Genomic DNA, 246 nt, shown 5'->3' with positions numbered 1-246 from the left:
CGGAAAGAAACTGATGGAAAAGCGGCTTGCGCCGTAAAAAGGCAGGGGGATGGCTGTTGCAAGAGCAACAAATCCTCGCCCTTGACGGACGCACGTTCATTAAAGGAGTGTGCTTGGCGGTCATTTTTCATAATGAGGAAACATTGTACACGGTCGTCCGCGTGCGCGTTGAGGAAACGAACGAGGCGCCCGTTGAGGAGGAAGTCGTCGTCACCGGCTATTTTCCGCGTTTAAACGAAGGGGACG

At 53.7% G+C, this 246-nt stretch carries 1 protein-coding gene; it reads left to right on the top strand.

Annotated elements, in window-relative coordinates; all coding sequences use genetic code 11:
* Window positions 1-56: 56 nt before the first annotated feature.
* On the top strand, window positions 57-246 hold a 190-nt coding region (locus LD028_RS09310), incomplete at its 3' end, for a YrrC family ATP-dependent DNA helicase (protein WP_237811651.1).

It is taken from the genome of Anoxybacillus sp. LAT27 (assembly GCF_022030075.1).
GTDB classification, from domain to species: domain Bacteria; phylum Bacillota; class Bacilli; order Bacillales; family Anoxybacillaceae; genus Anoxybacillus; species Anoxybacillus kestanbolensis.
The sequence above is the reverse complement of the archived record's forward strand: the minus strand, read 5'-3'. Positions and strand labels throughout refer to the sequence as shown.